Source organism: Bacillus sp. MM2020_4 (genome assembly GCF_011250555.1).
Taxonomy (GTDB): Bacteria; Bacillota; Bacilli; order Bacillales; family Cytobacillaceae; genus Neobacillus.
In genome coordinates, this window is sequence record NZ_JAANMZ010000007.1 from 48,564 (window position 1) to 73,781 (window position 25,218).

25 protein-coding genes and 1 riboswitch are annotated in these 25,218 nt (G+C 41.0%); of the genes, 18 read left to right on the forward strand and 7 right to left on the reverse strand.

The window, feature by feature from the left end; all coding sequences use genetic code 11:
- The first annotated feature begins 7 nt into the window (after positions 1-7).
- From G6554_RS07740 to G6554_RS07765, 6 genes are all read left to right on the forward strand, one after another.
- A complete protein-coding gene (locus G6554_RS07740) occupies positions 8-1,120 on the forward strand; it encodes an ABC transporter permease (RefSeq protein ID WP_166240439.1) in 1,113 nt (370 codons plus the stop codon).
- The gene (locus G6554_RS07745) at positions 1,120-2,265 is read left to right on the forward strand and encodes an ABC transporter permease (RefSeq protein WP_166240441.1); all 1,146 of its coding nucleotides are present in this window, start codon (positions 1,120-1,122) and stop codon (positions 2,263-2,265) included. Before G6554_RS07740 ends, G6554_RS07745 begins: the two co-directional genes overlap by 1 nt.
- A gap of 335 nt (positions 2,266-2,600) precedes the next feature.
- On the forward strand, positions 2,601-3,227 hold the full coding sequence (locus G6554_RS07750; protein ID WP_166240443.1) for a metal-dependent hydrolase: 627 nt from the start codon (positions 2,601-2,603) through the stop codon (positions 3,225-3,227).
- A gap of 74 nt (positions 3,228-3,301) precedes the next feature.
- Positions 3,302-3,622 (forward strand): YbjQ family protein, encoded by a 321-nt coding sequence (locus tag G6554_RS07755; protein ID WP_166240444.1) that lies wholly within the window; start codon positions 3,302-3,304, stop codon positions 3,620-3,622.
- Positions 3,622-3,846, forward strand: coding sequence for a hypothetical protein (locus tag G6554_RS07760; RefSeq protein WP_166240446.1), 225 nt, complete (start codon positions 3,622-3,624; stop codon positions 3,844-3,846). The genes G6554_RS07755 and G6554_RS07760 overlap by 1 nt, the downstream gene beginning before the upstream one ends.
- Positions 3,847-4,140: 294 nt before the next feature.
- A complete protein-coding gene (locus G6554_RS07765; RefSeq protein WP_166240448.1) occupies positions 4,141-4,773 on the forward strand; it encodes an AmiS/UreI family transporter in 633 nt (210 codons plus the stop codon).
- Positions 4,774-5,026: 253 nt separating this feature from the next.
- Here the strand turns inward: G6554_RS07765 and G6554_RS07770 are convergent, their stop codons facing one another.
- The 5 genes from G6554_RS07770 to G6554_RS07790 all read right to left on the reverse strand — a co-directional run bounded on the left by G6554_RS07770 (position 5,027) and on the right by G6554_RS07790 (position 8,207).
- Positions 5,027-5,287, reverse strand: coding sequence for a DUF4176 domain-containing protein (locus G6554_RS07770; RefSeq protein ID WP_166240450.1), 261 nt, complete (start codon positions 5,285-5,287; stop codon positions 5,027-5,029).
- Positions 5,280-5,957, reverse strand: a complete 678-nt coding sequence (locus tag G6554_RS07775; protein WP_166240452.1) for a DUF4293 domain-containing protein — start codon at positions 5,955-5,957, stop codon at positions 5,280-5,282. Before G6554_RS07775 ends, G6554_RS07770 begins: the two co-directional genes overlap by 8 nt.
- A gap of 15 nt (positions 5,958-5,972) precedes the next feature.
- Entirely contained in the window at positions 5,973-6,725 is a 753-nt protein-coding gene (locus tag G6554_RS07780) for a hypothetical protein (protein WP_166240454.1), read from the reverse strand.
- Positions 6,726-6,760: 35 nt separating this feature from the next.
- On the reverse strand, positions 6,761-7,840 hold the full coding sequence (locus G6554_RS25570) for a hypothetical protein (RefSeq protein WP_207342944.1): 1,080 nt from the start codon (positions 7,838-7,840) through the stop codon (positions 6,761-6,763).
- A gap of 79 nt (positions 7,841-7,919) precedes the next feature.
- The gene (locus G6554_RS07790; protein WP_166240456.1) at positions 7,920-8,207 is read right to left on the reverse strand and encodes a hypothetical protein; all 288 of its coding nucleotides are present in this window, start codon (positions 8,205-8,207) and stop codon (positions 7,920-7,922) included.
- A gap of 313 nt (positions 8,208-8,520) precedes the next feature.
- A riboswitch (SAM riboswitch) is annotated at positions 8,521-8,626 on the forward strand.
- 174 nt (positions 8,627-8,800) lie between these two features.
- Between G6554_RS07790 and G6554_RS07795 the strand changes: the two genes are divergently transcribed.
- The 3 genes from G6554_RS07795 to G6554_RS07805 are packed head-to-tail and all read left to right on the forward strand — an operon-like array spanning position 8,801 to position 11,326.
- On the forward strand, positions 8,801-9,814 hold the full coding sequence (locus G6554_RS07795) for a methionine ABC transporter ATP-binding protein (RefSeq protein ID WP_166240458.1): 1,014 nt from the start codon (positions 8,801-8,803) through the stop codon (positions 9,812-9,814).
- Positions 9,804-10,478 (forward strand): methionine ABC transporter permease, encoded by a 675-nt coding sequence (locus G6554_RS07800; RefSeq protein WP_166240460.1) that lies wholly within the window; start codon positions 9,804-9,806, stop codon positions 10,476-10,478. Before G6554_RS07795 ends, G6554_RS07800 begins: the two co-directional genes overlap by 11 nt.
- Positions 10,479-10,495: 17 nt before the next feature.
- Positions 10,496-11,326: a MetQ/NlpA family ABC transporter substrate-binding protein gene (locus tag G6554_RS07805; protein ID WP_166240559.1), complete on the forward strand. Its 831-nt coding sequence runs from the start codon at positions 10,496-10,498 to the stop codon at positions 11,324-11,326.
- A 112-nt stretch (positions 11,327-11,438) separates the two neighbouring features.
- Here the strand turns inward: G6554_RS07805 and G6554_RS07810 are convergent, their stop codons facing one another.
- A complete protein-coding gene (locus G6554_RS07810) occupies positions 11,439-11,921 on the reverse strand; it encodes a DUF6376 family protein (RefSeq protein WP_166240462.1) in 483 nt (160 codons plus the stop codon).
- A gap of 221 nt (positions 11,922-12,142) precedes the next feature.
- Here G6554_RS07810 and kynU point away from each other — a divergent pair, with 221 nt between their 5' ends.
- The gene (gene kynU, locus G6554_RS07815) at positions 12,143-13,426 is read left to right on the forward strand and encodes a kynureninase (protein ID WP_166240464.1); all 1,284 of its coding nucleotides are present in this window, start codon (positions 12,143-12,145) and stop codon (positions 13,424-13,426) included.
- Positions 13,427-13,462: 36 nt separating this feature from the next.
- Here the strand turns inward: kynU and G6554_RS07820 are convergent, their stop codons facing one another.
- A complete protein-coding gene (locus G6554_RS07820; protein ID WP_166240466.1) occupies positions 13,463-14,293 on the reverse strand; it encodes a TetR/AcrR family transcriptional regulator in 831 nt (276 codons plus the stop codon).
- A gap of 91 nt (positions 14,294-14,384) precedes the next feature.
- Between G6554_RS07820 and G6554_RS07825 the strand changes: the two genes are divergently transcribed.
- The 8 genes from G6554_RS07825 (at position 14,385) to G6554_RS07860 (ending at position 25,199) form a co-directional block, all read left to right on the forward strand.
- A complete protein-coding gene (locus tag G6554_RS07825) occupies positions 14,385-17,471 on the forward strand; it encodes an efflux RND transporter permease subunit (RefSeq protein ID WP_166240468.1) in 3,087 nt (1,028 codons plus the stop codon).
- Between the two features lie 143 nt (positions 17,472-17,614).
- Positions 17,615-18,427 (forward strand): prohibitin family protein, encoded by an 813-nt coding sequence (locus G6554_RS07830; RefSeq protein WP_166240470.1) that lies wholly within the window; start codon positions 17,615-17,617, stop codon positions 18,425-18,427.
- Between the two features lie 254 nt (positions 18,428-18,681).
- Entirely contained in the window at positions 18,682-20,436 is a 1,755-nt protein-coding gene (locus tag G6554_RS07835) for a cache domain-containing sensor histidine kinase (protein ID WP_347564284.1), read from the forward strand.
- A 3-nt stretch (positions 20,437-20,439) separates the two neighbouring features.
- Positions 20,440-21,231: a response regulator transcription factor gene (locus G6554_RS07840; protein WP_166240472.1), complete on the forward strand. Its 792-nt coding sequence runs from the start codon at positions 20,440-20,442 to the stop codon at positions 21,229-21,231.
- A gap of 101 nt (positions 21,232-21,332) precedes the next feature.
- Entirely contained in the window at positions 21,333-22,643 is a 1,311-nt protein-coding gene (locus G6554_RS07845; protein ID WP_166240474.1) for an extracellular solute-binding protein, read from the forward strand.
- 77 nt (positions 22,644-22,720) lie between these two features.
- Positions 22,721-23,596 (forward strand): carbohydrate ABC transporter permease, encoded by an 876-nt coding sequence (locus G6554_RS07850; RefSeq protein WP_166240476.1) that lies wholly within the window; start codon positions 22,721-22,723, stop codon positions 23,594-23,596.
- A 15-nt stretch (positions 23,597-23,611) separates the two neighbouring features.
- Entirely contained in the window at positions 23,612-24,511 is a 900-nt protein-coding gene (locus tag G6554_RS07855; RefSeq protein ID WP_207627555.1) for a carbohydrate ABC transporter permease, read from the forward strand.
- A 22-nt stretch (positions 24,512-24,533) separates the two neighbouring features.
- Positions 24,534-25,199, forward strand: coding sequence for a YesL family protein (locus tag G6554_RS07860; RefSeq protein WP_166240478.1), 666 nt, complete (start codon positions 24,534-24,536; stop codon positions 25,197-25,199).
- Positions 25,200-25,218: the final 19 nt, after the last annotated feature.

The window sequence follows — 25,218 nt, forward strand, 5'->3', positions numbered from 1 at the left end:
ATTACCTTTGACTATACTTCATATCGCCTGGAAGGGGATCAAATCAGACTTCCGGGATAGAAGAACCTTGTTTTTTATGTTAGCCTTTCCGATTCTCTTAATACTTGTTCTTGGAACGGCCTTGTCGAACACGTTTACAAGCAGTCTTCCTGTGGATGATCTCCACGTTTTATATAAAGATACGACACAAGAAGGAAGCTTTCAGCAGTTTAGGGCTGGCGCTGAAGCATCTGGGATTCATTTCAAGAAAGCCACCGAAAAGATGGACGGAAAAAAAGAAGTGAAGCAAGATACCTATGATGGATATATAGAAGTGAGTGATAAAGGTGTACAGCTGTATATCAACAATGGAAATAGTATTAACGCAAATATCCTCCAAGGCATGCTCGCTGCCTATGTTGATAAATTCAATATTGCTTCTGAAATTAGGAAGACAGCGCCTGATAAATTGGAGGAGGCTTTTACGAGTAGAACCCAGGCGAATTTTATTAAGGAGACCTCTCTAAATCCCGAAAAGAAGCCGGGGTCGTTGGATTATTATGCGATTGCCATTACGACGATGATTATTCTGTACGGAGCGATGTCAGCGAGCTCGTTAATTGTTGGTGAGCGCGTAAGAAAGACGGCCGATCGACTAATTGCCGCACCAGTAAGGAAAAGCGAAATCTTTATCGGAAAAGTGTTAGGGAGTCTCATTAGTAATGGGTTGTGTGTCATATTAGTCATTCTGTTTAGCAAACTATTATTCAAGGCCAACTGGGGTAACCATCTGGGGCTGGTATTTCTAGTGCTGCTTTCTGAGGTGGTGCTTGCGGTTAGTATCGGAATCGGTGTTAGTTTCCTAGCGAAAACAAGTGCGGCACCTCAAGTCATCATTATGTTATTTGTGCAGCTATCATCCTTTTTTGGCGGGGCTTATTTTAAAATTGAAAATCCCGAGGGAATTTTTAAGCTCATTACCGACCTTTCACCGTTAACTTGGATGAATACAGCTATAACGAAAATCATTTATGCAAATGACTTTGCTGCCGCCATTCCGGCGATCGGTATCAATCTGATTGGATCATTCTTATTGTTACTAGTGGCAATCATCTCGCTGCAAAGGAGGGAGGGGCTATAATGAAGGATATCCTCTGGCTTATCCAAAACACATTACAAGGTACGTTTCGAAAAAAGAAAAACATTATTATGTATCTATTTATGCCATTAATCGGAATTTTTATTTCGCTGCTCGTCTATGGCGGTGATCAAAAAATGCTCCTGCATGTCGGCGTAGTCAACCAGGATAAAAGTGAGATTACCACAGATACGATCCAGTTTTTAGCAGGGTTAGAGAATGTGAAGATGACGGAAATGAAAGCCGGGAACGTTCAGGAAGAAATTGTCTCCGGTAAGCTCGACAGTGTCATTACCTTTGAAAAGGGGTATTCGGACAGTGTCTTGGCGGGAAGCCCTGACCATATCCAAATTACCTCCATCAAAGGTGCTCAAGTTACAGGATTCGTAAAATCCTATTTATATCAATATATCGAAAATATCTCGACGATCAGCCGTGCGGCAGATGGAAATCAACAAACTTTTCGGCAAATGGTTCAGGACTACCAGCAATCGGCCTTTAAGCTCGAGACACATTCATTAGCGGATACATCGAAAAATAAGAATATGACAAATCAAACGATTGGTTTTTTAATAATGATCATGCTGATGTCAGCAACCAATCTGTCCGAGATCATATTGCTGGAAAAAGAAAAACGCACCTATTTTCGGTTATTATCGACACCGATTAATGCTAGAAAATTTTTACTGGCGAATGTGCTGGTGAACATGATTGTGATGTGCATTCAAGTTGTGATTACATTAACTGTCATGAAAATCGTCTTTCATATTGGCCTGAATATGGCTTATTGGGAAGCGGCAGTCGTCATGTTCCTGTTTTCCTTGATTGCCGTCGGGCTATCGCTCGTCATGATCTCGCTTTCAAACAGCCGCAGTGCAGCAAGTGCCCTGCAAAACTTAATTATCACACCAACTGTGATGCTTTCCGGATGCTTCTGGCCTGTGGAAGTAATGCCAACTTCACTGCAAAAAATAGCCAACTTCCTACCGCAGCGCTGGACACTTGATACCCTAACCAAACTGCAGGAAGGCCATTCGTTTAGCGAGTTATCTTTACATCTGCTGATTCTCATTGCCTTTGCCGCTGCCTTTTTCTTAATTGCGGTCTACAAATTCAGCAGAAATAATACCACACAGAATTTTGTCTGATTTGCTGAAAATTTGATTATAATAACAAGAAGATGCGCTGCCGGTTTTTAGCGGACAGCGTTTTTTCAGTTTGTCGAAAGCTAAAAATTTCCTGGGGGATTTTGAAGGATTTCGGACTTCTTTGTAGAAAATTAGTAGTTATTCGCGACTAAATCAAGCAGAGGAGTAACAAATTTTGCTTAACAGTTGGAGTGGAAATAGGGGTACTTTTTTGCTTGCATCCATTCCAAACGTAAATTCCCTCTAAACAGAACAAACGTTTTGGTGTAAACTAAATATAGTGTGGTGCTTTTATGAAATAACCACAACAATATTATTTAGAGGTGGACATACAATTGAATGGTACAGCACATGCGGCAATTGGAGCAGCTGCGGGATTTATCGTTGCCAACCAGTTTCAATCTACTCCCTCAACTACGCTCTTATTAGTCGGATTAGGAGGAATATCTGGTTTAATCCCCGATCTTGACATTGATGGGAGTCTTCGCGGCAAAATCACTCTATCTCATAAGGTAATTCGGACGGCTGCTCAGCTAATTGGGGCTCTTATGATCTTTTATAGTTTTTTTGAGGGTGGAGCGACAGAAAAATGGCTTGGGGTTGGCATTGGATTGGCAATTATAGGAGTAGCCTCGAAAATCAAGCAAAAACATATGTTAACAATCACGGGAATTGGTGTACTTGCGGGGGGAGCCTCCTTACAAGAACTATGGTTGATCCTACTTGGAATTTATATTTTAATTGCGTCCTTTGTATCGCACCGCAGCTATACCCATTCGCTATTGGGAGTCATCTTCTTTGGGATTATCGCATCCAAATTAGAGGTATCGCTTGGAATTAGTGGTATCTTTTATACCTGCCTAGCCGGTTACATCAGTCATTTGCTGGCAGATCTTAAAATTCTGCCATTTAATAAACGGGGAATTAAACTATTTTTACCTGTTTCTTCTAAAGAAATCTAGCGACTTTCTGCACTTGTTTTGATGATGAATAGGAATTGAACACAACCAAAAATATAATGATGGAGGTGATTATTGTGTTAGTGGTTACCACTGAAAAAGTTGAAGGCTACAAAGTTGTAGAAATAAAAGGACCTGTATTCGGACTGATTGTTAGAAGCAGAGGGATTGGCGGCGATATTATGGCAGGTTTAAAATCTCTAGTAGGCGGAGAAATCAAGCAGTATACAGCGATGCTTGAAGATTCAAGAAAAGAAGCCTTGGACCGTATGATTAAAAATGCCAACCAAATGGGTGCAAATGCGATAGTGATGATGAGATTTGATTCTGGTGAAATCGGCAAAAATATGAGTGAAATTGTGGCATATGGAACGGCTGTTATTGTGGAGGCAATTTAATGAAGTTCGTCATTAGTTTCTATGCCATAGAAATAATTATCGTTATCTTTTGCATCCTCCTTGGTTACTTTATTTACGACAAACGGTTTAACCGAAATCATGGGATAAAAGTTCCGGATGGATTCCAATCGACAGAGGAAATAAATATTGACCCCGTAACGGGTGAAAAAACCAGAGTATATTATAACCCTGTTACAGGTGAACGTTTTTATAAAAATGAATAAAGTAGGGGACGACCACAAGTGTCAGGCTCCATCCAGTTAAAATGGGTGGGGCCTGGCACTTTTTTGGTTCTTAACTCTTATAGGACGATTATGGAGATAATGGAAATAAGTTAATTTTACATTTTTTCAAATGTGGCTTAACATATGTTCATGACATGTGCTATAGTTACTTTGAAAAATGAAATATAAAGATTTGATGATCACTATAATGATAAAATTTTGTTTGAAAGGGCAATTTCTTTTCTTCATTAAGAAGAGAAACTGCCTTTTCCTTTTTTAAAGGAGTGGAATGCAGTGAGCTTTGTGGGTTTATTTCTATCGGGTGCTGTCTTATTTTTAAACAGTCTTATGTTGTTAGGGAAGGCAGATGGGAAGAGTGTTGGCGTTTTTAATGTTTTCGTAGGAAGTATTCAAATTATTATTCCATTTTATTTACTCATTGTTTCGGATCAAACTAATTGGGAACTTTATAATAATGCGGCCATTTTCTTATTTGGCTTGACTTACTTATATGTAGGAACCACTGCGTTGAAGGGATTCGAGGGCAATGGTCTCGGTTGGTTCTGCTTATGGGTTGCCATTATTGCAGTCGTTTACACCATAACTTCAATTGTCCACTTTCATGATGTAGTAAGTGCCTTAACATGGGGAATGTGGTCATTTTTGTGGTTTCTCTTCTTTTTATCAAATGCGCTGAAAAAGAAAATTGATTCGTATCTCGGAATCGTTGCCTTCGTGCAGTCATGGGTAACGCTAACGATCCCAGCACTGCTTTACTTTTTAGGTGTTTGGAATACGCCATCTATGGCCCGAATCTGGACGTACGTTTTAATTCTTTCACTCCTCTCATTTGTTGCTGCCAGCCTATTTAAAAAGAAAATTGCCTTCAAGAAGGAACCTGAAGTGAAAGAGATATCAGCCGCTTAGGAGCAAAGGATTGAATCCTTTGCTTTTCTTTATGAGGAAGTCGGGGCATTGACACAATCTCGGTGAAGACGGAAACAATTGGATTGAAAACGACAACATCATTCATATAAGCGGAAATCCCCCTTGTTATCTTAGTCATTCGCTGCTTTTCGCCAATTTGGGGCAGAGACGATTGAGAGCGACCGAGGGACTAAGCCCTAGGACGTTCGAAGAGCAAATTCAGCCCCAATGGGGATTTTTTTCAAATTCCTATTTAATCGTTTTCGAATAAATTCTCCTTTACAAATTCAAACTCTTCTTCATCCTGGTAGCCAATAAAATAAATTTTATCTATTTGGTCATGATTAAATAAATACATGTATTGTTCGTTAATATTACCTTCGGGGTAAAGACAGGCAATGTAATCCCAAATTTTGTTGGTATTCAGTTCCTGTTGCTTGCGGCCGTAGATCATCACCCTTTTAGTGCCGCCTTCTAAGAGGACAACAGAACCAATCGGTAAATACTTATCCATTATTTTTCGTTCCTTTCGTCTTTGATCGACATATAACAATCATCATTGCGCAGCCGATATATCCGAACCCAACTGAACCAGCTAAAATTTCATAGGAATCCCTTACTGAATCAGGATTGGTAAAAATCTTGTGCATGATGACTATCATAATGATATAGGCAATGATGACCATTCCAATTCCGAGGACACTTGCCCAAACATAAGCCTTCGCCGTTTTGATTTCCCGGTTTAATATTTTTGGTGATGAGAGGATAAATAGGAGTACTGACAAAATAGAGATAATAATCAAATACTCTAGTAATGAAAACGAGAAGTAATGAACCTCTTCGACAATTGTTCCCTCTTCTACACCAGCTGTATACAAAATATTTGCGGTTAAAAAAAGCAGGATGCTAACTAGGATACAATAAACGGAGCTGAAAATCCCCATCTGCCTGTTGAGCCTTATGTTATTTCGCAGCCAAAATCCATAAATAAAAAGACCTAAACTTACCAATAGCACAATAGACACTGAAATAAGTAAAGACTGATTTGGGATAACCTTTGAATATTGAAAGCAGACTAATGCGAAAAAAGCCGTAATGGCAAATAAAACCACATTTATGAAAAGTATATTTTTCTTTAATGGATCGTTTGGGGATGTAGACGTTTTTGATTGCTTTGTTTTCATCTGGTTTCTCTCTTTCTAAAACGCTAGTATTGTCTTAATTAATTTGTTAGGAGGACATTGAAGTAATGCGGTCATTTCCTTTTCTTCCGTGTATATCATTTTAACCAGTGTAAGTATACCGGAATCATTAACTATTTTCGTGATGATCGTTCCAGTCCCGCCTATTCTCTCCGTGAGAACGGATAGACCTTCATGTTGATGGGTTGAATTTAATAAAGAAATACAAGTCTCGAAGCTTACTTGTTTAATGGTGCAAAGAACGCTGATTTTGGCTATTTCACTGTTGTTATACCAACCAAGAAGAGTATCAAATTGACTAGTAGGGAGTTGAAGCGAAAAGTATTCAAAAGGGGGTGGTGAGGTGGCCTCTTCCATGCTCATGTTGGCTAAAAAGTCATGGGAAAAATCTTCCTCGCCCTCAAAGTGTTTTAGAGAAAAACCAATATCCTCTTTTTTTAATAGTGACCTATCCTCTTCATGTAAATAAAAAACGGACTGAATCTCTTCTTCTTGAATAATTGAGATCATGGTGTCGGCACCAAACATGGATAATAATGATTCTATAAGACTAGTATCAAAAATAACATTTCCAAGTTCATCTGTACGAAGAAGTCCCCTTGAACGAAATCTTTCGGTAAATAGCTGCCATTCATTTTGGATCTGAACCTTTGTCCTATCATTGAATGGATCATCTACAATTAATGGTAATGGATGATTAAAAATAAGACTTAGAAAACCTATATCATATTTTGAAAAATTATAAACCATTTTCTTCACTCCTTACTGGTTGTTACGAACCATTACTAGCCTGCACCTGTTACTGGCTTTGGTTTATCCTTGAATAAACTCCCGAACCACCTTGATGCACCATTGGCTGCATGTCCAACGGCATCAACCCCTATTTCAACGCCATCCCCAATGACATCCAATGTTGACTTTTTATTTTTGCCAGAACCCCATATGTTTAAATTTAAACCCTTGTCGATGACATAGGAACTAATTGCTGCAACTCCGGCACCAACGACAGCACCAACGGCTGTCCCAACTCCCGGTGCAATGACCGTCCCGATTGCAGCCCCGAATTTTGCTCCGACAACTGCTACAGCAGCCACTTCTGCACCTTTCACCCCAGCGTTGATCACTTTTCTTTTTGTTGACACAGTATTATCTGTTGTGAGTTCTTTATACACTTGAGCAGCGCCGGTGATTAATGCTCCTGCCACTCCTACCTTCCCAGCAATTTTTAAACCTTTATCTATATTTACTAGTTTTGACACATTGGGATATCTGCCGTTTTTGACGTTTTCTATCGTGTATCTTCTCGCTAGTCCCTCGCCGCCTTTATAAAATTCACTATTCAAAACCTTGAGGTATCTATCATCCTTAAAAAACTTTGGCATCTTGTAATATTTCGAGACTAAGGAAGCAGAGAAGCCTCCTAAAAGCAGCTCGCTGGCGAGTCCGCCTTCATCATTTGTAAGGGCTTCAATAATGCCGTTACGCCATTGTTCCCATTGACTATCAGATTTAGACGCATGTTTCTGCCTGGCAGCAGCACCGCCCATTTGACTGTCCATAATGATACGATCGATCCCGAGCAAAGCTGCAGCCTTGCCATCTACTTTTCTTTCAGCTGATATGTATTGGTTAATCGATTCCTCCATGAAGGACTTCAGTTTGTTTATTTGACTTTCAGCGTCTTGAATATCCTGAGCAATTGTGTTCAGTTTTTGCCCAATAGATCTTCGGGACAGGATTTTACTGCTGATTTGATTCCTTAATGAGGACACACTTTGTTTAACATCTGAAATACTTGATTTACCTCTTTCTAAATTGCTTTGATAACCTTTTATCGTACTTACGTTTATTTTGATTGGATCCAAAGAAATCCCCTCTCTAAGCAAATCATGTATTTTGTGGTACCGAGAAATATAGTGCACCATTCGTCCAGCTAATTTCCTCTTATAGTGATTTTGCAGCCGCCTTTTCTTTCGCTATTTTTTCATTTCTAATTTCATGTGTAGTGCGGACAATATCTCCACCAATCTCATCTAGCGTTTGCGATATCGAATAAAATTTCCTACTAAGATGGTCAATCGCATTGTTTATGTACGTTACTTCCGTTGCCTGCCAATGGACAGTTAAATTGCCTTTATAGGTTTCCATGCTCTTTTTTATATCTCGAAGTGTATCTGCATATTGGCTTAACCTTCTCGCCTGTGAGACAGCCTGGTCAACATCAAATCCCATATGGTCACCTCTCTATTAATTAAAAAAACCGCTGCGTAATTTATTTAAATGGTGGTAAAAGATGGAACTATCAAGATTATAAGAAAACTACACCCTTTTGTCACGGGGTCAATAACAAAATGGTGCTTTAGGATGAGTATTCAAAAAAGGAAGCAGGGGACGGTTCTTTTGCTTCAAAAAGTTTCTAAAACCCACTTTATAGATTGATATAATAGGGATGGAAGCGTTTTATTGTGGTAGAATACTATTTTCTGATGATTGACAAAATAAACATAGATGAGTAATATCTAAACTATCTTATTAAACTCAATTTAACTTATCGAGAGCGACCGAGGGACTAGGCCCTATGACGTCCGGCAACCCCCACTTCGGGAAGGTGCCAATTCCTGCAGAATGACCTCCATTCTGAAAGATAAGTCGAAATATTTCTTTGTATTTCGATGCCCCTTTCAGGTGAAAGGGGCATTTTATTATTTTTTAAAAATAATGACAATAAGAAATGCGCAAGCGCCCTGGTTAGCGGCGCTGGAGCTGGACAATTCTCAAAATTGAAAATCTTATACTTTCTAATCTTTTGAAAAAGAGGTCATCCTATGATTGAAATTCAGAATCTTACAAAGATTTACAAAACAAAGCATGGCACGGTTAAGGGTGTCGATGAGGTATCATTAACCATTCAAAAAGGCGAAATCTACGGGATAGTCGGCTATTCCGGTGCCGGAAAAAGTTCGCTCTTGCGTTGTATCAATTTGCTAGAGCGGCCTACTACAGGCACTATTACCGTCGATGGAACTGACCTTACCTCATTAAAAGGCGAGAAGCTTCGCTTAGCGAGGTTAAAAATCGGGATGATTTTTCAACACTTTTATTTAATCAGTCAAAAAACCGTGTTTGAGAATATTGCTTTTTCCCTGAAGGCTGCCAACTATCCAAAGAGTGAAATCAAAGAACGGGTCGAGGAACTGCTTGCAACCGTGGGATTGACGGATAAACGGGATGTGTATCCGGCGCAATTGAGCGGCGGGCAAAAACAACGGGTGGGAATTGCGCGGGCACTCGCCAATAATCCCAAGGTACTCTTGTGTGATGAAGCCACTTCTGCACTGGATCCAACGACCACCAAATCGATTTTGACTCTATTGAAAAAAATCAATAAAGAACTCGATATCACCATTGTCTTAATCACCCATGAGATGAATGTGGTTAAGGAAATTTGCCACCGGATGGCGATTATGCAAGAGGGACGGGTCATGGAGGAGGGACCGGTTTATGACTTATTTGCCAGCCCTCAGGCCGCACTGACAAAAGAGTTTATCGAAAGTGTTGTTTCCTTTGATGTTCCGGAGGCTATTTTAAAAAATTGCCAGGGTCCTATCATTAAAGTGACCTTCAAAGGAAAAGTCGCAGGCGAGGGCGTCATTTCCGACATGCTGCAGCAATTTAAGGTAAATGGGAACTTCCTTCATGGTTCGATTGAGTACATTCAGGAATTGCCGCTTGGTATCTTTATTATGGAACTGAATGGCCAGAAGGAGGAAGTACGTACGGCACTTCGGTATATCGAGGACCGTGCAGCGCAAGTGGAGGTGTTACGTGATGGGTATTGATTTTAATCATCTGATCGAACTGATCCCCGATATCAATACAGCCTTTTTACAGACGATTTATATGATTGCTATTTCACTGGCGATTGCGATTATCATCGGTTTGCCTGTGGGGATTCTCTTATATGTCACTGATAAAGGTCTGTTTTTGCAAAATGGTGCAGTCCAGGTTTGCATGGGCTTTCTCGTCAATTTAATCCGATCGATTCCGTTTATTATCCTGTTGGTCGCGTTAATTCCGCTAACGAACTTTATCGTTGGAACAACGATTGGACCAACCGCGGCAAGTGTTTCACTATCCGTGGCAGCCATTCCTTTTTTTGCCCGAATTGTTGAGACAGCGTTACGGGAGATTGATAAGGGCGTCATTGAAGCGGCGATTGCTGCCGGTGCTACCCCATGGATGATCATTAAAGATGTCCTGCTCCTTGAGGCAAGGTCGGGGATTATCTCAGGGATTACATTAACCCTCATTAGTTTAATTGGCTTTTCAGCAATGGCCGGCACAGTCGGCGGCGGTGGAATCGGGGATTTAGCGATTCGCTTTGGCTACTATCGCTATGACAACACCATCATGATTGCCACTGTTGTCATATTAATTGTCTTAGTTCAGTTTGTTCAGCTTCTTGGGGATTTTATTGCCAAAGCGGTTGATAAAAGAAAATAGGAAAGAAGGAAATGATGATGAAAAAATGGTTTTTAGCAATGGTTTTACTTTTAGTCGTTGGAGCATTAGCAGCTTGCGGCGGCAGTTCCGAAAGCAAGGACAAGGCAAGTGCCAAATCGAAGGATATAAAATTTGGGGCTACTGCTGGTCCGTATAGTGATATGTTGAAGAAAGCAATTGTACCAGGATTAGAGAAAAAGGGCTATAAAGTGGAGGTTGTCGAGTTTAGTGACTATATTCAACCAGACAAAGCATTAGATAATGGCGATATTCAAGCCAACCTATTCCAAAACTCAATCTACCTGGCAAGTTTTGCGAAAGAAAATAACATGGATTTATCTCCTTTGATTTCGGTTCCAACAGCACCAATGGGGATTTTTTCAAAAAAATATAAATCATTAGATGAAGTAAAGGATGGGTCTACGGTGACCCTACCGAATGACCCAACGAATGCGGCGCGCGCGTTGAATACTCTCCGCGATGAAGGTTTGATTAAAATCAATGAAAAAGCCGATCCGATTACTGTATCAGAGAAGGACATTACGGAAAACAAGAAAAACTTGAAATTCCAGCCGATTGAAGCAGGTCAACTGCCTCGTTCTGTTGACAGTGCCGATTTAGCTGCTGTTCCTGGAAACTTCGCCTTGGCTGCTAAGATGGACTTGCTTGACGCAATAGCGCTTGAAAATATGCTTAATCCATATCGCAATGTCGTTGCTGTCAAAACAGAAAATAAAGATACCCAGCTGGCAAAGGATATTAAAGCCGTTGTCGAATCTGCAGAGTTCGAAAAAATCATCGACGACCAATTCAAAGGATTTGGAAAACCGGACTGGATGAAAAAGTAAAGACAACCCCTTATTCTTATTGAATACCAAACTATAAAAGCTCTTCTCATCATGAGAGGAGCTTTTCACATCTATTGTAATCGTAAATCCAGTGTATAAGTTAGTAAGGGTGTCAGGCACCATGTGAAGCGTTGAGCGTTTCCTTTACCTGGGTGCCTAGTCGATTGAGTTGTTCGATGATGTGGGTGATTTCTTGAATGGGCTGCAGGAGTTCGCCGTTTTCACGAAGGGTGGGATCGAGTCTGTCGTCTTTTATGTGATTTAGGTAAATGTCAATTTGGTTTGACAATAGATTGTTTTGTTCCATGAGCTCGTGATGGAAAGCAGCAACTGTTTCTGGTACGTCCAAGGTATTGAAGGATTCCAAGTCATCCTTCATTTGTTGAAGGGTTGTCTTAAGGTCATTTGCTGCTTGAGGGTCGTCCACAGCCTGCTGTAGGAGGACAGAGGTTTCATCGGCGAAAGTTACGACGCTGTCTAAATAATCTTTGGCATCGTTTACGTAATCAAGTGTGTCGTACGTATTGTTTAGGTAAGAACAGCCGCTTAAGAGGACTAAAAGACCAACAGAAAAAACAGTTAACCACCTTTTCATGAAAAACCCTCCGTTTCATTATACTCGGGGAAAATTACAGGCATAGTGAAGAAATGAATAGATTGGTATTATCACTATCATATGTGGGAACTTCTGTTAAGTTTCGTGTTTTGCAACAGATTATTCTTTCGTCATAGGTAAAAATCTTTTAACATATATGCAAAGGAATAATATCCTAAATGGTGTCAGGCACCATTTAGCTTTAGGAAAGGAGGACTACGATGGAGGCAAATTTCTTACCAACTGCGGAATTTGCAAAACAATTAGATCAAGAGGATCCTCTTTCACGTTTCCGTGAGGAGTTTTATTTAAAGCCAGGTATGATTTATATGGATGGGAACTCCTTAGGACTTCTTTCGAGGAGGGCTGAAAAAACGCTCTTAGAATCCTTAGAGGATTGGAAGCAATACGGGATTGATGGCTGGACAAGGGGGAACCATCCATGGTTCTTTATGGCGGAGCAGCTGGGAGAAAAGCTGGCACCGTTAGTTGGGGCTTCCGCTGAAGAGGTCATTGTCACGGGTTCTACCACAGTCAATTTGCACCAGCTTGTCTCAACTTTCTACAAGCCGGAAGGAAAGCGCACAAAAATCCTAGCGGATGAACTCACATTTCCATCTGATATTTATGCATTACAAAGCCAGCTAAAAATTCATGGCTACGATCCGAATACACATCTCGTCCGTGTGAAAAGCCGCGATGGTCGCACTATAGAAGAAGATGACATGATCGATGCGATGAACGATGAGATTGCGCTGATCGTCCTGCCGACAGTGCTGTATCGCAGCGGTCAAATAATAGACATGAAACGATTAACGAAAGAGGCGCATAAACGAGGGATTTTAATCGGCTTTGACGGCTGTCACTCCGTTGGTTCGGTTCCTCATTTCTTCAGCAAATGGGAGGTTGATTTCGCGTTTTGGTGCAATTATAAATATGTTAACGGAGGACCTGGCGGGGTGGGCAGTATTTTTGTGAATCGCAAGCATTTTGGAAAAATGCCCGGTCTTGCCGGCTGGTTTAGTTCGAATAAAGACAAACAATTCGACATGGAGCATACCTTAACACCAGCTCACTCGGCAGGGGCGTTCCAAATTGGTACACCACATGTACTTAGCATGGCGCCATTAATCGGGTCGTTGGAAATGATTACAGAGGCTGGCATTCAGAATATCCGTGAAAAATCGCTTAAAATCACTCAGTATTTAATGGATGTAATCGATCATGAATTAGCGGGTATGAGCATTTTCATTGGGACACCAAGAGAGGATGCGCGCCGCGGCGGACATGTAGGCCTTGAGCATCGTGAAGCCGCCCGAATTTGTAAGTCCTTGAAGGAAAATGGCATTATTCCCGATTTCCGGGCACCTAACATCATTCGCCTTGCCCCGGTGGCCCTATATACGTCCTATGTGGAAGTGTGGGAAGTTGTTCAAGCTCTAAAAAGGATTATCACTGAAAAACAATATGAGAAATTTAAAAATGAACGGGAGATCATCGCATAAAATGAAGCAGGGAACCGTCCCCTGCTTCACCCATTGTTAAAACCCAAAATATTGCCGAAGCAAGAAAGAGATCCATTTACAATGGGGGTGTTTACGAATATTCTCGATTAAGCCTTTCACAACCGCAGGCGGCTGCGAAGGATCCAACAGCTCTTGCCGCAGGAGGAGTAAAGACTCCTTTTCAATAGACTCTTCCATTTCTTCTATCTTTTGCTCCATTATTATACCGAGCTGTTCTTTTGTTCCTTCTTCCTGCATGGGCTTCTTAAACATTTGGCCGAGCTCTTTTGTAACAAAGGGGATAGTCATATGTTGAGCCAGTAAGGATGTTTTTTCCACAAGCGACTCCGACAATACCTGTAAATCCAATGGTACATTATAGAAAACAAATAACTGCGAATACATATTCATAAAGCCCTTAATCGTATACATTAAATCATATTTTGTCTCTTCGACCTCTTCAGCGTATAAACGTTCAACCAGCAGTAAGATATTGCTTTCAAGAAGTTTGTCGTAGTATTGCATTTTTAAGATCAGATCTTTGTTAAATGTTTGCGAATGCTCTTTCATGAGAACTTTGGCAAAATCAGAATGCTTTTGAAAGGCATGATAAATGGCATAATAAAATTGATATAAAAGTTGACTGTCTTCTGTATTTCTGACTATGTAGTCAATATCCGCAATGATTTGCATCATAAATTGGTCGATTAGGGCGATGATCAATTCGTCCTTTGACTTGAAGGATAAGTAAAAGGCCCCTTTGGAAATCCCGCAATGTTCTGTTATCTGCTGAACGGATGTTGCTTCAAACCCTTGCTTAGCAAAAAGCTCCAGCGATTTTTCCATTATTAATTGTTTTTTCACCATTTATGGTCGCTCCTATTTCATTGACAAATGACTTGCTGGTCATTAGTATAAGTAATTGAGCTTAATAAGTCAATTTAGGGTAGGTGTAATAGTGAAAGGGTTAGTCAATTTTGTTTTGAAAAATAAATTAGCCGTCTGGCTGCTTACGATTATCATTACGGTATCTGGTATCTATTCAGGTACGCGAATGAATATGGAGACGATTCCAAATATCTCGATCCCATACTTAATGGTTATGGATGTATATCCAGGAGCCACGCCTGAAAAGGTAATGAAAGATGTTTCCATGCCGATTGAAAAAGCGGTAGAAGGCCTTGATCATGTGAAAGCTGTCTATTCTAATTCCAACGCAAACGTGTCGAGTATTCAAGTGGAATACGAGTACGGTATCGATATGGATGAAGCCAAACGGGAATTAAAATCAGCGCTTGATTCCTTGAAATTGCCGGAAGGGGCACAAGAGCCGACAACAACAGCGATTAGCATGAATATGATGCCGGTTGTGGCGCTCAGTGTCAGCAGTTCAAAAGAGGATATTGTTGAATTAACATCAACCGTTGAGGAAAGCTTACTTCCAAAAATCGAAAAAATCGAGGGTGTTGCGTCGGCAACGATTACCGGCCAGCATATTGAGGAAGTAGATCTTACCTATAATAAAGCGAAATTGGCTGAGTTTGGGTTAACGGAAGATAAAGTGAAGCAAATGATTCAAGCAAGCAATATGGCTGTGTCACTTGGACTTTATGAGTTTAAAGCGGGGGAGCAGGCTGTTGCGATTGACGGCAAGTTCATGACCGCTGATGAATTAAAAAATATGCTGATTCCGGTCACACCAACAGCTGCCAGCCCATCACCATTTGTCAAGCTAAGCGACATCGCAACCATTGACACCGTTGGGAAAGTACAATCCATCTCACGCACAAATGGGAAAGATGCGATTGCCATTCAGATTGTCAAAGGCCAGCAGGCAAACACAGTTGATGTAGTAAACAAGGTGAAAAAGGTAGTAAAAGAGGAAAAAGCAAAGGTTAGTGGCCTCGTTATTGATGTCACGCTTGACCAAGGGAAACCGATTGAAGAATCGGTTGCCACGATGATTGAAAAGGCAGTATTTGGCGGGTTAATTGCCGTTCTAATCATTCTTCTGTTCCTACGTGATTTTAAATCAACGATTATTTCAATTGTTTCGATTCCAGTTTCGATTTTCATGGCGTTATTGCTGTTGAACTGGATGGATATTACATTGAATATTATGACGCTCGGGGCGATTACGGTTGCCATTGGCCGGGTCATCGATGACTCGATTGTCGTCGTCGAAAATATATATCGAAGACTGCATTTAAAAGAAGAGAAATTAAACGGCCGTGCCCTTGTCCGTGAGGCCACGATTGAAATGTTCAAACCAATTATGTCCTCGACATTGGTAACAGTTGCGGTATTTGCGCCAATGATCTTTGTTGGCGGCATGGTTGGTGAATTGTTCGCACCGTTCGCTTTAACAATGGCGTTCGCGCTTGGGGCATCGTTACTCGTCGCGATTACCATTGTTCCGGCCCTATCACACTTCTTATTTAGGAAAAAGTTATATGGTGAGAAAATAACAAAACGCCATAAAGAGGCCGGGGAATTAGCGAAATGGTACAAATGGTTCCTTGAAAAGACCCTTAATCATAAAGTGATTGCTTCCATCCTTGCGATTGTGTTATTAGCCGGAAGTTTGGCGTTAACACCGTTAATCGGCTTCAGTTTTATGGGCAGTGATGAGGAGAAAGTGATGTACTTAACGTACACACCAAAGGCAGGGGAATTGAAGGAAGATACATTGGAAAACGTTCAGGCAGTCGAAAATAAGATGCTAAAACGTAAAGATATTGATATCGTTCAAGTTTCCATAACCGAAGAAGGCGACCAAATGTCCGCTATGATGGGTGGCGGCGGAGGCGGAGCCTTAATGTATCTGATTTTTGACCCAGATATGGAGAACTTCTCAGAGGTGAAGGAAAAAATTGAAAAGGATGTAACCAGCCTTGACCAATCAGGCAAATGGAAGAGCCAGAATTTCGGCGCCATGTCGGGTTCTACCAATGAAGTTAGCTACACCCTTTACAGTGAAAATATAAACAAGCTAAATCAATCTGTGAAAAAAGTTGAGTCCGTACTGAAGAAACATGATGACTTAAAAGATGTGACTTCTAGTGCCGAGGACGCTTACGTCGAATATACTTTCCGTGTGGAACAGGCTAATTTACTGAAATACGGGTTAACAGCGGGTCAGCTCGTGATGATGTTAAGCCCACAAAAAACACAGGATGTATTAACAACGGTTGAAAAGGACGGCAGCTCTCTAGATGTCATCGTGCAACAAGAACAAGCAGCACAACCAGAATCAATCGATGACCTTTTAGCGAAACAAGTACCAACAGCCCTTGGCACCACCATGCCGCTTTCAGAGCTTGTTACGGTGAAAAAGGGAACAACGCAAAATACGCTTGCACGTAGTAAAGGTGAATACTACGCAACCGTATCTGGAAAAATTAAGAGTGCGGATATTTCCAAAGTAACGACTAAAGTTGGAAAAGAAGTAGATAAATTGGATTTACCAAAAGGTGTAACGGTCAGCGTTGCCGGGGTACAGGCAGATATGACCGAAACCTTTACACAGCTTGGTATTGCCATGGCAGCAGCGATTGCGATTGTGTACTTCATTCTTGTGGTTACCTTCCGTGAAGGTGTCGCGCCGTTTGCGATCTTATTCTCGTTACCGTTTGCGGTTATTGGATCTTTTGTTGGTTTGTTAATCGCCGGCGAAACCATTTCGGTATCTGTCATGATGGGACTATTGATGTTAATCGGTATCGTCGTCACGAACGCCATCGTCCTGGTCGATCGGATTATTCATATGGAACGTGATGGATTGAGAATGCGTGAAGCGGTCCTAGAAGCAGGAGCAACGCGTCTTCGTCCAATTCTGATGACAGCCATTGCTACAATTGGTGCATTAATCCCATTAGCACTTGGCGCAGGAGGCGGCGGAGGATTAATCTCCAAAGGCCTCGCAGTTACCGTAATCGGCGGATTGACAAGTTCGACGTTATTAACGTTGATTGTTGTACCGATTGTGTATGAAATTTTATCGAAGATGTTTAAGAAGAATCGTCGAGAAGTGCAAGAGAACTAATTGCAATATAGATGAAAAACAGAGGGTAAATGCCCTCTGTTTTTTGTGTTGGCATAAAACGAATGTATAAATGGTGAGCCATTTTCATATGGTTATCTGAATGGTTTTTTTCGTAGAAAGTAAGCTTGAAAAGGGGGATCATAATGAAATATATGAAATCTACTATCGGCGGACTAATTGCGATTGTCATTTTAGTAGTGGGCTTTTTTTCAACGACTACCGTAGCATCCGGAAATAGAGGTGTTCTGTTGCAATTAGGGGCCGTTAAACCGACCATTTTAACAGAAGGGTTTCATTTTAAGGTTCCATTTATCCAAACGATTCAATTGATTGAGGTCCGGGTGCAAAAAGAGGAAAGTACGCAGACGGCTGCTTCGAGGGATCTGCAAATGGTTACGGCTAAGGTAGCAGTGAACTATTCTGTTAATCCGGATGCCGTGAATAAGCTCTATCAAGAAATCGGTTTGGATTATCGTTCTCGGATTGTTGACCCGGCGATAGCGGAGTCGCTTAAGGCGATAACGGCGCAGTACACCGCGGAGGAATTGATCTCCAAGCGCCCAGAGGTATCAGCGCAGGTGAAGGAGATGCTTGGAAAAAAGTTAACAAAATATTATATGATCCTCGAAGATATCAATATTAAGGAATTTGCCTTTAGTGAAGAATTCAATAAAGCGATCGAATCCAAACAAACCGCCGAACAAAATGCCTTACGAGCACAAAGAGACCTCGAAAGGATTAAAATTGAAGCAGAGCAAAAGATCGCTCAAGCAGGTGCAGAGGCCGAAGCCTTACGGTTGAAAAAACAAGAAGTAACGGCCGAACTAATCCAACTCAAACAAATTGAAGTCCAAGAAAAGGCCTTGGAAAAATGGGATGGCAAACTGCCGGCTGTAACTGGCGGAGCAACACCATTTATTGATTTAGACGCACTAAAAAATAGCGATGCAAAATGATGCAGGGGAATGTTCTTGCGCTTCATTTTCCCCAAATAAATACAAATTAGGCAGAGGGCGAAAGGCTCTCTGTCTAATTTGTGTGTTGGCGAGGAAATGGAGACAAGTGCCGAGTAAAGGAAAAAGTCCCATGAAAAAAAGCCCAGCAACACCGATTTTAACGTTGAAAAGTTCCCCATCCAAGTAACATATTTGATTGCTAGTATTTAAGGAGAGTGATTTAATGAAATTAACAGAAATTTATTGGAGAATGGGTGATTACGATTCTTGGCTCACGATTGAGAAGCTTGAACACATTACGTAATCAAATATTATCTGTCTTTCTACTTGTCATGATGATAGTCCTTGCCATCGTTTCCATTATGGTCTACCGCCAAGTTGGAACCTTGATGAAGACCAATGCGGAAAAACAGATCCAGCAAACAGCAGTAGAAGCCAACGGGAGGATGGAAACGCTTTATAAACAAATTGACACGCTGTCAAATCAATTGGCGACGAATGGGACCGTTCAGCAGCTTATGCTTAGTTTAACAAACGGGGATACCATGGATTTTGCCAAGAAACAAGCGTTAATCAAAGTCATTAATAACTTTTATGCCTATTCAGATGGCATCTCTTCCTTTGAACTATACAGTTGTGAAGGAAAGAGAATTTATCCTTTTGATGATAAAAGATTATCCAGCCTGATCCATCAGGGTTGGATCGATTTGGCGGATGAGCAGAAGGGGCGGCTGGTTTGGGTGGGGAAGGATCCTCTCAATGAACATTATTCCTATGCCATCAGAAGAGTTAGTTTAATAGACCAATGGTTTTCGAGCGGCGGTTACCTAGTTGTCCGGATTTCCAATAGCTTATTTGAGGTAAAGGAGAATACGGCGGAGAACGGAGAAAAGGATTACATGATGCTCCTAGACCGTGACTTAGCTCCTATAACCTCTGACTATGGGATAGATATTCAAAATATTCTTCTTGAGGGCCAAAAGACCGTTTCGCTGCATAAAAAGGAATTCATGATTGTAAAAGAATCATCGAAAGTAACAGGCTGGACACTGGTTATCCTCAAGCCGACGAGTTTCTTAATGGAGCGCTCTTCTGCAGTACGGCCGGTAATATTCCTATCAGGGACGATTGGCTTTTTCATTTTCCTCGTTTCCTCCATTTTCCTAGCAACTATGATTACCAGACCAATTAAGAGATTAACAAGCACAATGAAGGATGCGAAAATGGATGAATTAAAGCTGCATCCGGAAAGTTCGGCTTCACTAGAAATTATTGAACTGAACAAAACGTACAATCAAATGGTCGAGAACACCAATCATTTGATTCAAGAAGTTTATGAAAAAGAGCTGTTACGCAGTCAAACTGAATTGAAGGCACTTCAGGCACAGATTGACCCTCATTTTCTGTACAATACCTTAAATGCCCTCTACTGGTCATTGGAGGAAAACGGAGAAGAGGACCTGGCCAAGATAGTGATTGCGATGTCAGAGCTTTTTCGCTACACCATTGGGAATAACACAAGTGGCGAGTGGGTCACACTGCTGGACGAACTCGAGCATATTGAGCGCTATTTGCAGTTAATGAAAATGAGACTTGGTGACCGATTGGTATGGAATCTAGCGGTACCACCGGAATACCTGGATGTGAAAATTCCAAAGCTGATTATTCAGCCCTTAGTTGAAAATGCCATCATCCATGGAATTGAGAATAATAGAAAGCAAGGATCTGTTTCTATCACTGTAGAAAAAGTGGACAACACCTCGGACCTTTTGTTTACTGTAGCGGATAATGGTCAGGGGATGGAAGCAGAAACACTCTCACGGATTCATCATGCGATTGAGCATGACGGGGAATCATCCTTTAGAGGAATGGGAATGGCCCTTACGAATGTCAATAAACGACTACGACTCTTTTATAATGGCTGCAACTTGAAGCATCTTCATCTAGATAGTGAACAAGGCAAAGGAACAACGGTAACATTTGAAATTCCAGTACAGGGGAGGCAATAACAGATGACTACCAAGACGATTCTTATCGCAGATGATGAACAAATGACAAGGCGGGGATTGAAAAAAACATTGGAGCTATGGTCCGCCGACAAATATGAAATTATCAGTGCAGCGGATGGACCGGAGGCATATGAATTGTTTAGCAAACATCGGATTCACCTCTTAATCACTGACGTCTGTATGCCGGAAATGGACGGGTTAGAGCTGTTGAAAAATCTAAAGGATAAAGGATACAAGCCTGTTGTCGTGATCATCTCCGGGTTCCCTGATTTCCAATATGCCCAGGAAGCCATTCGTCTTGGTGTCATTAATTATCTCCTGAAGCCGGTTAGTAAGCAAAAGCTGATTGAAGCAGTAGAGCAGGCCATGGAGACGGAAGCGAGCATGGAAAGGGCCGAATATATGGAAAAGGTCGCTGATAAAAAGCTGCTGCCAATCGACGGCCGGGATCACCTTGCTAATTCCCCCATAAAAGAGGCCATTTCTTTTATTAATCACCATTTTAACAGGCAGATTAGTCTGAAAGAGGTGGCGGATTCGGTGCATTTAAATGCCAGTTACTTCAGTGTCCTGTTTAAGGAGCAAACCCGTTTAACTTTCAGTGAATATTTGACTAGAAGAAGGCTGCAGGCAGCTAAAGTCATGTTATTAACGACCGATTCACCAATAGAAGATATCGCGCTAAAGGTGGGGTATCAAACCGCTAAATATTTTATTAAAATATTCAAAGATTACGAGGGCATTACCCCGAGCAAATATCGTAAAACAGCTGCTCTCGATGAAATACAGACCTAAAAATAGTGGTATTTTCCCCAATCGCGGTTACCTTACCGCGATTTTTACTAGGTGCTAAAATTTAGTTTGTAAGCGATATCAAAATAATTGGGGGTTGTAAAATGTTTAGGAAGGCGCATACATTACTGCTTGTACTTGCATTACTTTTGACAGCTGGTCTTGCTGGCTGCAACAGTTCTGACAAGGCGAACGGTGATAACAGTTCCAAAAAGACGATTAAATTTATGCATCTATGGCCTGCAGGAAGCTCTAAACAGCAAAACATGATTGTAACAGATATCATCAAGCAATATGAGGCGGAACATAAGGGTGTAAAAGTGGAAGTAGAAGTTCTTGAAAATGAACAATACAAAAACAAGATGAAGGTTCTTTCTTCCTCAAACGAGCTTCCTGATGTTGGTTTTACATGGGCAGCGGGGTATATGACTCCATTTGTAAAAGGAAAGCTTTTCGCACCACTTGATGATGTATTGCAGGACGGCTTGAAGGATTCTTTTGTTAGTGGAACGACAGAAGCTTATGCGATAGACGGAAAAACTTATGGTCTTCCACTTGAATTAAACATTGCTCCAATTTACTACAATAAAGAAATTTTTAAAAAGTATAATCTTGAAGTACCAAAAACATACAGTGAATTCACCAATGTTGTCAAAACACTAGCCAGTAACGGAGTTGCCCCAATCGCACTGGGGAATAAGGATCGTTGGACAGGATCCCTTTGGTATATGTACCTTGCGGATCGGATTGGCGGCGCAGATGTATTAAACAAAGCTATCGATCGTACGGGTTCATTTGAGGATCCGGCTCTTGTGACAGCAGCTGAAGAAATTCAAAAGCTTGTCAATGAAAATGGATTTAACAAAGGTTTTAACGGACTTTCAAATGACGAAGGAAAATCAGAATTCTTAAATGGAAAAGCAGCGATGTACCTAATGGGAACATGGGAACTGCCAAACTTTACGACCAATGAAGAAATCCCGCAGGAATTCCGGGACAGTGTAGGGTTCTTTAAGTTCCCAACCGTTGAAGGCGGCAAGGGGAACATCGACAGCTGGGTAGGCGGACCGGGAGTGGGCTTATTCGTTTCCGAAAATTCTAAGGTGAAGCCAGAGGCGAAGGAATTTGTGAAGTTCTTTGTCGAAAAATGGGGTCAGCAATCTGTTGAAAAAGCAGGGGTTATTCCGGCCACTAAAGTGGATACCGCAAAGGTAAAATTACCACAGCTTTATATTGATGTATTAAGCGAGTTAAATAAAGCAAGCAATTTAACATTATTTGCCGATGTGCAAATGAGCGCATCTGTTGCTGAAACACACTTGAACCTTATTCAATCTTTGTTTGGGAACGAGGTAAAGCCAAAGGATTTTGCTAAGCAGCATGAAGAAGCATTAAAAGCAGATGAAGGAAAGTAAGCTGCGTATCTTAAGAATAGGACATATCTCATTTGCTGGTATGTCCTTATTCTTTCATATACAGGGAGTTGAAAGAAATGAATAAAGTGATGTCTAATAAAAAAATCATTGCCCTCTATATTACACCAGCTCTTTTTCTACTCGTTGCCTTGATTTATATTCCAATCGTGCAAACAGGTTATTTTGGGTTAATGAAATGGAATGGAATTGGCGAGATGGAATTTATCGGCCTAAAAAATTATACCCATCTCATTCAGGATTCCTTGTTTTGGAAGAGTGCCTACCACTCCTTTTTGCTGGCCGTTTTTTCCACACTCAGCTTAATCGGTTATCTATTTATTTCAATTTTATTGGCGGGCAAAATTAAAGGAGCCGATTTGCTTAGAAAAATCTATCTTATTCCGATGCTGCTGGCATCCGTGGCCATTGCCCAGCTTTGGCTGAAAATCTATCATCCTACTAATGGTATTTTAAATAATATTCTTGTTTCCTTTGGAGTTGAAAATCCACCGGCATGGCTGGCAGAACCTAAAATCGCCTTGTATGCGATTATCATTCCAATTATCTGGCAGTATGCGGGCTTTTATATTTTGATTTATTATGCGGCATTGAAAAACATCCCGGAATCGCTCATTGAAGCAGCAAAAATCGATGGGGCCACCCCCATTCAAATTGCGCTAAAAATCAAGCTTCCGTTAATCATGAATGTCATCAAAGTTACGATTGTCCTGGCGGTTGTCGGCTCGTTAAAATACTTTGATTTAATATACGTCATGACCGATGGGGGCCCGAACAATTCAAGTGAAGTGATGGCCTCCTATATGTACCATAAAGCATTTAAAGGCTTTGACTTCGGCTACGGAAGTGCAATTGGTTTCTTCCTATTAGTGATCTGTTTAGTCATTACCTATTTGATCCGCAAACTTACCGTTCAGAACGATGATATCTATTAAGGGAGGAGGATTTAGATGAATACCGTCAAAGCAACGGAGTCCACGCTAATCGCCAGCAAGCAGAAAATAAATCATGGGAAGAACTCCTTTCTAAATCGGACGGCCCTCGGAATCATGTATGTCTTTCTGATTATTGTGGCAGTCTTTCAAATCTTTCCGATTGTCTGGTTATTTCTCTTTTCACTGAAAAATAATCAAGAGGTCTTCAATATGTCGCCTTTTTCCTTACCTGAAAGTCCAAAATGGGAAAATTACCAAAAGGTTTGGACAGAAGGAAATATCAGCCAGTACTTTCTCAATAGTGTCACTTATACGGTCGCAGCGGTTGTCTTGACGGTCGTGTTGGCCAGCATGGTGACTTTTGCAATTACGAGAATGAACTGGAAGGGCAGCAAACTGGTTTTAGGTCTATTCATGGTGGGATTAATGATTCCGGTCCATTCAACCTTAATTCCGTTATTCAATACCTTCACAAAAGTGAACCTGATTGATAACCCGTTATCCATTATTTTGGCTTATACGGCTTTTAACTTGCCGATCACGATTATGATTCTACTTGGATTTTACGAGGCATTACCAAGAGAGGTGGAAGAAGCGGCCGTAATGGACGGTGCTTCCATTAATCATATCTTTTTCCGGATTACCTTACCAATGACCGCTCCAGTAATGGCGACGGCGGCTATTATCAACATGATTTACAACTGGAATGAGTTTGTCTTTGTCAACACGTTCATTAGTTCAGATCACTTCAAAACACTGACAGTCGGAATTCAAAACTTTATTGGTCAATATACGACCGACTGGGGGGCAATTGGTGCGACGCTAGTTATCAGTATCCTGCCAATCCTGATTGCCTTCTTTATTTTAAGCAATCGAATTGTAGAAGGGCTTGCTTCGGGATCTGTCAAAGGGTAAATGTTCAAGGGGAGTGGATCAAATGCTAACCGGAAAAACAATGGGGAAACTATTTATAGTTTGTGAGTGGATGATGAAACTAGCCTATCTGAATCTTTTATGGTTCCTCTTTTCCATAGCAGGATTCCTTTTTTTTGGAATCATGCCTGCGACTGTGGCTCTTTTTACAATCATAAGAAAATGGCTAATGAAAGAAACAGATGTACCGGTTTGGCAAACCTTTCTTACGGCATATCGCAAGGAATTCAAACGAGCAAATGGTTTGGGAATATGTCTTGCCATAAGCGGAGTATTTCTTGCCAGTGATTTTCTGTTTTTAAGAATGGTGGATGGAGCACTACAGCTAGCATTATTAGCACCATTACTGATTATTACAATGGGTTATATCATCATCGTTTTGTATATCTTTCCAGTCTATGTTCATTATGAAGGTACCTTAATGGAGTATCTAAAAAATGCTTTCTTCATTGGAGTTCTTAACTTTCATATCACCTTGCTGCTTCTAGCGGGATTGGGAGCCATTCTGTTCTTGATGCTGTATCAGCCGGGTATGATCCCATTTTTTGGGGGTGCATCGATGGCATGGATATTCATGATTGGCGGAAATTATTGCTTTAAGCGGATTTCCTATAAAAAAGCGAGTCTACTAGGTGGATGTATGGATTCAAGTAAACAAATAGCTGAATGAACGGACGGGAGTGTGAAAA